Consider the following 7,722-nt stretch of genomic DNA (forward strand, 5'->3'; position numbering starts at 1 on the left):
TCGAAGTGATCAGTGGAAGCATCGCTTCTGAATACGTAATTTCTGACCATGGGCGGTTTCCGTCTATGGTCTTTTTGATTTTCAGAACAATGAAGGAGGTACAGCAATGTCAGATATGCATGTAAGGATACAGCAGGAGCTTCGTAACATTGAACAAGAGGAGAACGTACGTATTCTATGTGCGTGTGAGTCTGGAAGTCGCGCATGGGGATTTCCTTCCCAGGATAGCGATTATGATGTCCGGTTCATCTACATTCGTCCGGAGGATTGGTATTTGTCCATCTTCGACAAGCGCGATGTGATCGAGCGCCCGATTAACGATCTGTTGGATATCAACGGTTGGGATTTGAAGAAAGCGCTGAATTTGTTCCGTAAGTCGAACCCGCCGCTGCTCGAATGGCTGCAATCGCCAATTCTCTATTTGGAGAAGTACACGATTGCGGAGCAAATACGGCGCATTTCGCCGCTAACGTTTTCACCGAAATCCTGTATGCATCACTACTTGAATATGGCGAAGGGGAATTACCGGGATTACTTGCAAGGCGATCAGGTGAAAATCAAGAAATACTTCTACGTACTTCGTCCGATTCTGGCTTGTGCATGGATCGAGCAATATAACGAAATGCCGCCGATCTCATTCGATACACTCTTTGAACGACTTATTCCTGCGGATGGGGACCTAAGTAAGATGATTCAACAATTGTTAATTCGTAAAAAAGCAGGGGAAGAGCTCAACTTCGAGCCGCGGATTCATCTCATCAACACGTTTATTGAAGAACAGATCGCTTATTTTGAGCAAAAAGCTGCGGAATTTAAGACCGCGGAAGGCGCGCAGGATGCTGAGCTTGACGCATTATTTCGAGCAGCATTAACGGAAGTGTGGAGAGAGGGGAAATGAAATGGCTTATCAGACCATTCAAGGCGTACGTGTCTGGGGGGACCCCGATGACGGAGCATTAGCGCAAGCGAAGACTTGCGCAGGATACGGCAATGTCGTTCAGACGCTGCTCATGGCAGATCATCATAAAGGATACAGTCAGCCGATTGGCGGGATTGTCGTCTATGACGGACAAATCTCACCATCTGGCGTCGGCTATGATATTGCGTGCGGTAATAAAGCAGTACGGACGAACCTAATGGTTGCTGATGTACTGTCGAGAATTTCGAAGATTATGGATCAGATTGCGCGGCATATCTCATTTGGCATTGGTCGGGTCAACAAGGATAAAGTGGATCACGACTTATTTGACGACCCCGATTGGGATGTGTATTTGAACGTGGGGCGTCAGGAGCATGACAAGCTAAAATCACTTGCTCGTGATCAGCTTGGAACGGTCGGCAGCGGCAATCATTATGTGGATCTATTCGAAGAGGAGGCAACCGGTCGACTGTGGATTGGCAATCACTTCGGCAGCCGTGGATTTGGCCATAAGACGGCAAGCGGCTTCATTAATTTAGCTGCGGGGAGAGAATTCTTAGCGAATGCCCCGGGAGAGAAGATGGATCAACCGCCGATTTTGCTGGACCTGCATAGTGAACTTGGTGATATGTATTACCGGGCGATGAAGCTCGCGGGGCGTTATGCCTATGCGGGTCGGAACTATGTGATTCAGCAGGTTCTTGCATTGCTTGGTACAGAATCCGATTTTGAAGTGCACAATCATCATAATTATGCTTGGAAAGAGACGCATAACGGTCGTGACTCGGTCGTCGTTCGTAAAGGAGCTACGCCATCCGCTCCCGGACAGCTGGGTTTTATCGGAGGCAGCATGGGGGATATCTCAGTTATTGTGCAGGGGAAAGATACCGATGAGAATCGAGATGCTTACTATAGCACGGTTCATGGGGCGGGACGCATTATGAGTCGAACCCAAGCGGCAGGTCGCATGAATTGGAAGACACGCACACGTTCTGGCGGACAGATTAGCCCTGAGCAAATGCGAACAGCGGTTGACAGTTATGGGGTAGAGCTGCGCGGCGCTGGTACGGATGAGAGCCCATTCGTCTATCGAAAGCTGCAGGAAGTGCTGGACGCCCATGCGGAGACTGTTGACGTATTGCACGTATTAAAACCGATTGGCGTTTGTATGGCGGGTGCGGATGAATTCGATCCTTATAAAGATTAATTCGCCTTCCGCGACCAACCCCAACAAAGCAGGCATCCCACAGATGCCTGCTTATCAATATTTATATGATTAACCCTTTGTCTTACCCCAGCAAAACATTTCAAGCTCACGAATACGCTGCAGAAGATCGTCGGTACTGGATATCTCTACGTTCGCTGCATTTTGCATATCATAGATATGTTTCTGCATTTCCTTGAAGAGCCTTGCGAATAGTTCGTAATCCTTAATAATCTCATCGAGGTAAGCATCCACTTCCTCTTCATTGTACCCGCGCAAGGAACGGCTGAAATCCTTATTATGAATTTCTTGCGCAGTAAGTTTGATGCCCATTTCTTCGAGGGTTTTCATTTTTCCAAATCCGTTAGCCACGTTATATCACCTTTCTTATCCATATTCGCAAGCACAGCATGGAGAGGTGCTTACAAATGAAATGTTCCTAATTTCCAATGCATGGTTATTCTGTGAACGGGTTAGCCTAATTTTTATGAACCAAATCACATTCTAAACGTTATCGGTCTAACTGCATTGCCAGCTTTTCTTTTGTTATAGTCATTACAGGCTATTCCAATATGGTGCCGTGCTGCCATTTGCGAAGCGCAGGAACTTCTTCGGTCTCCTGACAAATCCGCTCGAGGTGGTTCAGATCTAACACATAAATATATTTCTGCCTAATCTCGATAATTCCTTCATGCTGCAGATCATTGAGTGTCTTCGAGATCGACTCGCGTGTAATTCCTACCATGCTTGCAAGCAGCGAGTGATTGATTTTCATATCAATCTTGTAAGCGATATCATCTTTTTCTTGTTCACCAAAATTATAATAAAGGTCCATGATCAAATTTGCAATTTTGGTGCGGACATCACAGAACGTTAAGTAGCGAATGGTACGATTTAAGACACGGACGCGTGCGAACATAATATCATAAGCTCGACGTAGGATGGGAGGATAACGATCCACAAGGTCAAGGAAATCCTTCTTCGCAATTTGCCATGCCGCAACCGGCTCCAATGCTTCAATGGTCGCAATGCGGTGACTATCACCGGTTAATGCCTCGGCCTCGCCGATGACGTCGCCTGGGAATTGAATACCCATGATGACTTCTTTGCCTTCTTGGCCTCGGTATACTTTAACCTTGCCGGACCTCAGGATAAAGATACTATCGCTCTGGTCATTCTCGAACATGAATACATGATTCTTCTTATATTGACGCTCTCGGAGCAGCGGAATAATCTGTTGCAATTCATCGATTGGAATATCAGAGAAGATCGGGACTTGATTAATTTCGATCATGTGTACCAATCCTTTCACGATGGTCATTCTTCTTTATTGTAACATGATTCGACAAGATTCAAAAATTACTGGCAGCATGGATGGGGGATCATCATTGAACTCAAGATTAGGACGTATATTTCAAATTGATAATCAACAGACCAGTATCCGGACGGAGATGCTCGCGGGGCTGACGTCATTCATTACAATCGCATATATTATTGCCGTCAACGGGGCGATTCTGAGCAATGCGGGCATGCCGTATGAAGCAGCGACGATCGCGACGGTATTCTCCGCGCTTATTGGATGTATGCTGATGGCCTTCTGGGCGAAGTCACCGCTAATTCTGGCGCCGGGGATGGGAGACAACGCATTTTTCGTCTTCACGTTAGTGTTCTCCTTCGGTCTGACCTGGCAGCAGGCGCTTGCCGCCGTTCTGATCGCAGGGATTGTTTTCTTTATTGTCAGTATGACGAAAGGCGCGGTCTATTTATCCAAGAAGATTCCAAGCTCTATGATTCATGCGATGACAGCCGGAATCGGTCTATTTATAGGCTTTCTCGGATTGAAAAATGGAGGCGTGATCGTCGCGAGCGAAGGGACCTTTGTTACACTTGCTAGCTTGCGTGATCCACATGCATTGACGACGCTTCTAACTTTGATCATTGTTGTTCCCTTATTTTTACGTGGCGTTCGTGGAAACTTTCTGATTGGGATTATTGCTGGTACGATCATTGGCATTTTGTTAGGGATCGTGGATTTCTCCCAAATGGGCAGTTTCAAGTTCTCGATGGCTGGGTATGATGAAGTATTCTTTGCATTTGATTTTAGCCAAATCCATTCCTTTCAATTCTGGATTGCTGTGTTCTCTTTATCGATGGTTATTATTTTTGCTAATATGGGTGCACAGCTCGGTATGCTGCCGGACGCGTCGAAGTTCAGACGTTCTTTTCAAGCGAATTCCTTATCGATTATTGCGGCTTCAATGCTCGGCTGCAGTCCAACGACGACAGCGGCAGAAGGGGCTGCAGGGATTGCTGCGGGTGGACGTTCCGGCTTAACGCCGTTCGTAACCGGACTATTGTTCATTCCAGCGTTGTTCCTGATTCCGATTCTGAAAATCATCCCGAGCAGCGCCATTGCACCAGTACTGATTATTGTTGGCTGCTTAATGATTCAAGGGATGAGGCATGTGAAGCTCGATGACTTTACCGATGCTTTCCCTGCCTATCTGATGATCGCGGTCATGCCGTTAACCTTCAGTATCGTGAATGGCATCGCATTTGGCTTTATTGCCTATCCGCTCGTGAAGATTGTGAGTGGGCGACGGGCTGAGGTCTCTGGTGCGATGTATGTGATTGCAGCGTTGTTCTTGGTTTATTTTATATTAGGCGTGTGATCCTCACAGTGAGTGGACGGAAGTACAAACAATACTGTGCAACCTAAGTTAAGTGCTGAATAGATGAAAAAGCTGACCCTGAAAGACAGGTGCCAGCTTTTTTTGATTTATACGTAGAATTATGCCGTGCCCCATACGAGGCCAGTATCTTTCAAGTAGCGACGGTAAGCGATGCTCATCCGGTCGCAAGCGAGTGAGAGCTCTGCTTGGAGATCGAGCGGAAGATCTTCCGGTTTCTGATTCTCTACAACAGGCTTGTCCTGAGCGAAAATAACATCTTGGAACGCCGCGATTTCGTTATCCGACAAGTCCATGGGATAGTTAAAGGACAAGATGCCATAAGCAATCGTCGTCTCTGTATCCTTCGGAGATACGGTCAGAATGATCGACATTTTGTTGCCTTGCTCTTTGTCGCGTTTTGTGAATTTCACCGTCATCGGACGAAGAATTTCGTAGGTGTAATAGACGTTCTTCGCTTGACCGGAACCGTCTGGATCAGGTTGGAACACTTCAATTTCCTCGGAACGAATGGACTGTTCGTCATGAATCACGTGATAGTCTCCGATCACGGTATGTGTAGATACGCCGAGGTAACCTTCGTGCACGACGGCCAAATGACCAACATCAAGGAAGTTCTCGATTACGCGCGGCGGCTTCGCTTCAACCGTCGTTGATCCCCACATCACATTGCGATACGAATCGTCTGCCCATTCTGGGAGGGCGAACATCGGAGCAGCTTGTTCGCTGTCGAGGCATACCCACACCAGACCATATTCTTCTTTACACGCATATTTGTAAGCACGAGCTTTACCTGGAATAGCACGATCAGCTGGAAGCTGTGGGATTTTGACGCAAGCACCATTGCCATCATATTCCCACGCATGGTAAGGGCATACGAGGTTGCCATCACGTACACAGCCGAGAGAGAGCTTCGCTCCGCGGTGAATACACAAGTCTTTGAACGCATGTACGCCTTCCTTATTCCGGAACAACACGACACGTTCTCCCATCAGCATCACGCCAAGTGGCTTCTCCTGCAATTCATCCGTTCGACATGCTACGAGCCACTCACGCCGTAATACCGCATCTTCAATGATCATGATTTCATACTCCTTCGCTCACTCAAAGTTGATAGAATTTAATATTTAATGTCATTATTTCGTGATTAAAACGTTTATATGGTACATATTATCAAAATGAATCAGGTTATTCAACATAAAGACGAACATTAATTTTATGATAAATATTTAATGTACGTATTTAGAGCTGTACAAATCGAAAAGTGTCGCCTATAATCGGAATTGTGATTTTTGTCATATTGTGTCGAGTATCAAAAAAGTTTTGCCATAAAAGAGAGGATGGTATTCGTTGGAACAGCAGCAGCCGAACAAACCGCAGCTTATCGTCGGAGTGAATGAGAAGATTGGCCCCGTCAAAGCGCTCTTGTTAGGATTACAGCACGTATTAGCCATGGATTTGTATATCGCGCCGATCATTATTGCAGGGATTTTATCATTAAGTAACAGCAATGCTTCTTTCTTTATTCAAATGTGTTTCTTTGCGACAGGGATCGCAACATTGATTCAGACGGGGATCGGACTGCGCTTGCCAGTTGTCCAAGGACCATCCTACGTACCGATCGCTGCGATCGGTGCCATTGGCAGTAAACTTGGCATGGGCGCTATGGCTGGGAGCTTGCTTCCAGGCGCATTGATCGTCATGCTGCTCGGCCTTCCACTCAAATGGTTCGCCAAAGCTGTTCGTAAATTCATTCCACCGCTTGTCGGGGGAACGGTTATTCTCATTGTTGGTATTGGCCTGATGCCTGTCGGCTTAGGTAATGTATACGGACATGGGCAGGGAGAACTGGGCACGAATGTTCTAATCGGTGCTGTCTCGGCGACTGTACTTGTTGTTTGTATTCTTCTTGGACGTAAAGCGAAAGGGCTAGGAACATTCTTCCGCCTGATTTCGGTTATCGTTGCGATTGTCGCCGGCATCATCACCGCATCGTTGTTCGGCGTAGTCGATTTCTCACCTGTGAAAGATGCCGCTTGGTTCTCTTTCCCGAAACTGTTCCCGTTTGGAGCACCTGTGTTTGATATTAGTGCCATTCTTACGATGGTATTCGTATATTTCATCGTCTTGATTGAGACGACGGGTACATGGTTCGTTATTTCTTCCGTTACAGGCGAGGATCTGTCGAACGAGCGTCTGAACCGCGCATCTTTTGGTGAAGGCCTTGGATGCTTTGTCGGTTCGTTGTTTGGCGGTACGCCAATGACGGGTTATTCTTCGAATGCTGGCTTGATCGCAATTACTGGTGTAGGCAGCCGGATGGCGATTATGGCGGGCGGCGGTATCCTTGTCTTGCTCGGACTGATGCCGAAATTGTCCGCATTGATTACTTGTATTCCTGAACCCGTGATTAACGGCATCTTCTGTATTGTCTGTGTAGCGATTGTCATTAATGGTCTGAAAGTAATCCAGCATGTCGTGCTTGATGATCGCAATATGATGGTGATTGGTATTCCGGTATTGTTAACGATTGCGATTACAGTGCTTCCGAAAGGCGCAACGGACGGATTGCCTGATTTCGTAAATTATGTTCTATCTTCAGGTCTGACAGTAGGTGCACTTGCGGCAGTATTGTTAAATCTGTTGATTCCGAATCACAAAGAGAAACCAGCAGTTGCATCGAAGCAAGAAGTCGCTTAAATATAGAAAGGCTTGGCGTAGGGGCCAAGCCTTTTTTGTGTTTAGGTGGGTGGGGGAGTGGCGGGAAAGTAGCTCGCGTGTGCGAAATAACTGCAAAAAAGCAGTTAATTGGTGGGGAAGAGGCCCGCGTGTGGTCAAGTCCATATGTGTGTGTAAATTCCTCCATGAGATTGTCTAGATGAATTTCAAAAGTTAAGCAGCAGATTTAA

At 46.7% G+C, this 7,722-nt stretch carries 7 protein-coding genes; 4 read left to right on the top strand and 3 right to left on the bottom strand.

From position 1 onward, the window contains the following. Positions 1–106: 106 nt before the first annotated feature. Both AC3WU2_RS26840 and AC3WU2_RS26845 read left to right on the top strand, forming a co-directional pair. Complete coding sequence (locus AC3WU2_RS26840) at positions 107–898, top strand: nucleotidyltransferase domain-containing protein (RefSeq protein WP_492458011.1); 792 nt, start codon at positions 107–109, stop codon at positions 896–898. 1 nt (position 899) lies between these two features. Next, positions 900–2,126, top strand: coding sequence for an RtcB family protein (locus AC3WU2_RS26845; RefSeq protein ID WP_492458012.1), 1,227 nt, complete (start codon positions 900–902; stop codon positions 2,124–2,126). Positions 2,127–2,195: 69 nt separating this feature from the next. Here the strand turns inward: AC3WU2_RS26845 and AC3WU2_RS26850 are convergent, their stop codons facing one another. Further along, positions 2,196–2,495 (bottom strand): DivIVA domain-containing protein, encoded by a 300-nt coding sequence (locus tag AC3WU2_RS26850; RefSeq protein WP_492458013.1) that lies wholly within the window; start codon positions 2,493–2,495, stop codon positions 2,196–2,198. Between the two features lie 190 nt (positions 2,496–2,685). Then, positions 2,686–3,417 (bottom strand): Crp/Fnr family transcriptional regulator, encoded by a 732-nt coding sequence (locus AC3WU2_RS26855; protein ID WP_492458014.1) that lies wholly within the window; start codon positions 3,415–3,417, stop codon positions 2,686–2,688. Positions 3,418–3,511: 94 nt separating this feature from the next. On the opposite strand from AC3WU2_RS26855, the gene AC3WU2_RS26860 reads away from it, so the two are divergent. Beyond that, positions 3,512–4,795: an NCS2 family permease gene (locus AC3WU2_RS26860; RefSeq protein ID WP_492458015.1), complete on the top strand. Its 1,284-nt coding sequence runs from the start codon at positions 3,512–3,514 to the stop codon at positions 4,793–4,795. 119 nt (positions 4,796–4,914) lie between these two features. Here the strand turns inward: AC3WU2_RS26860 and AC3WU2_RS26865 are convergent, their stop codons facing one another. After that, complete coding sequence (locus AC3WU2_RS26865) at positions 4,915–5,895, bottom strand: Rieske 2Fe-2S domain-containing protein (protein ID WP_492458016.1); 981 nt, start codon at positions 5,893–5,895, stop codon at positions 4,915–4,917. A 268-nt stretch (positions 5,896–6,163) separates the two neighbouring features. Here AC3WU2_RS26865 and AC3WU2_RS26870 point away from each other — a divergent pair, with 268 nt between their 5' ends. Continuing rightward, the gene (locus tag AC3WU2_RS26870) at positions 6,164–7,513 is read left to right on the top strand and encodes a uracil-xanthine permease family protein (protein WP_492458017.1); all 1,350 of its coding nucleotides are present in this window, start codon (positions 6,164–6,166) and stop codon (positions 7,511–7,513) included. Positions 7,514–7,722: the final 209 nt, after the last annotated feature.

Source organism: Paenibacillus sp. EB106-05-06-XG162 (genome assembly GCF_058791655.1).

What these genes read in the sequence shown, in the direction of transcription:
- AC3WU2_RS26840 (WP_492458011.1), top strand. Translation starts at nt 107, where the DNA reads ATGTCAGATATGCATGTAAGGATACAGCAGGAGCTTCGTAACATTGAA.
- AC3WU2_RS26845 (WP_492458012.1), top strand. Translation starts at nt 900, where the DNA reads ATGGCTTATCAGACCATTCAAGGCGTACGTGTCTGGGGGGACCCCGAT.
- AC3WU2_RS26855 (WP_492458014.1), bottom strand. Translation starts at nt 3,417, where the DNA reads ATGATCGAAATTAATCAAGTCCCGATCTTCTCTGATATTCCAATCGAT.
- AC3WU2_RS26865 (WP_492458016.1), bottom strand. Translation starts at nt 5,895, where the DNA reads ATGATCATTGAAGATGCGGTATTACGGCGTGAGTGGCTCGTAGCATGT.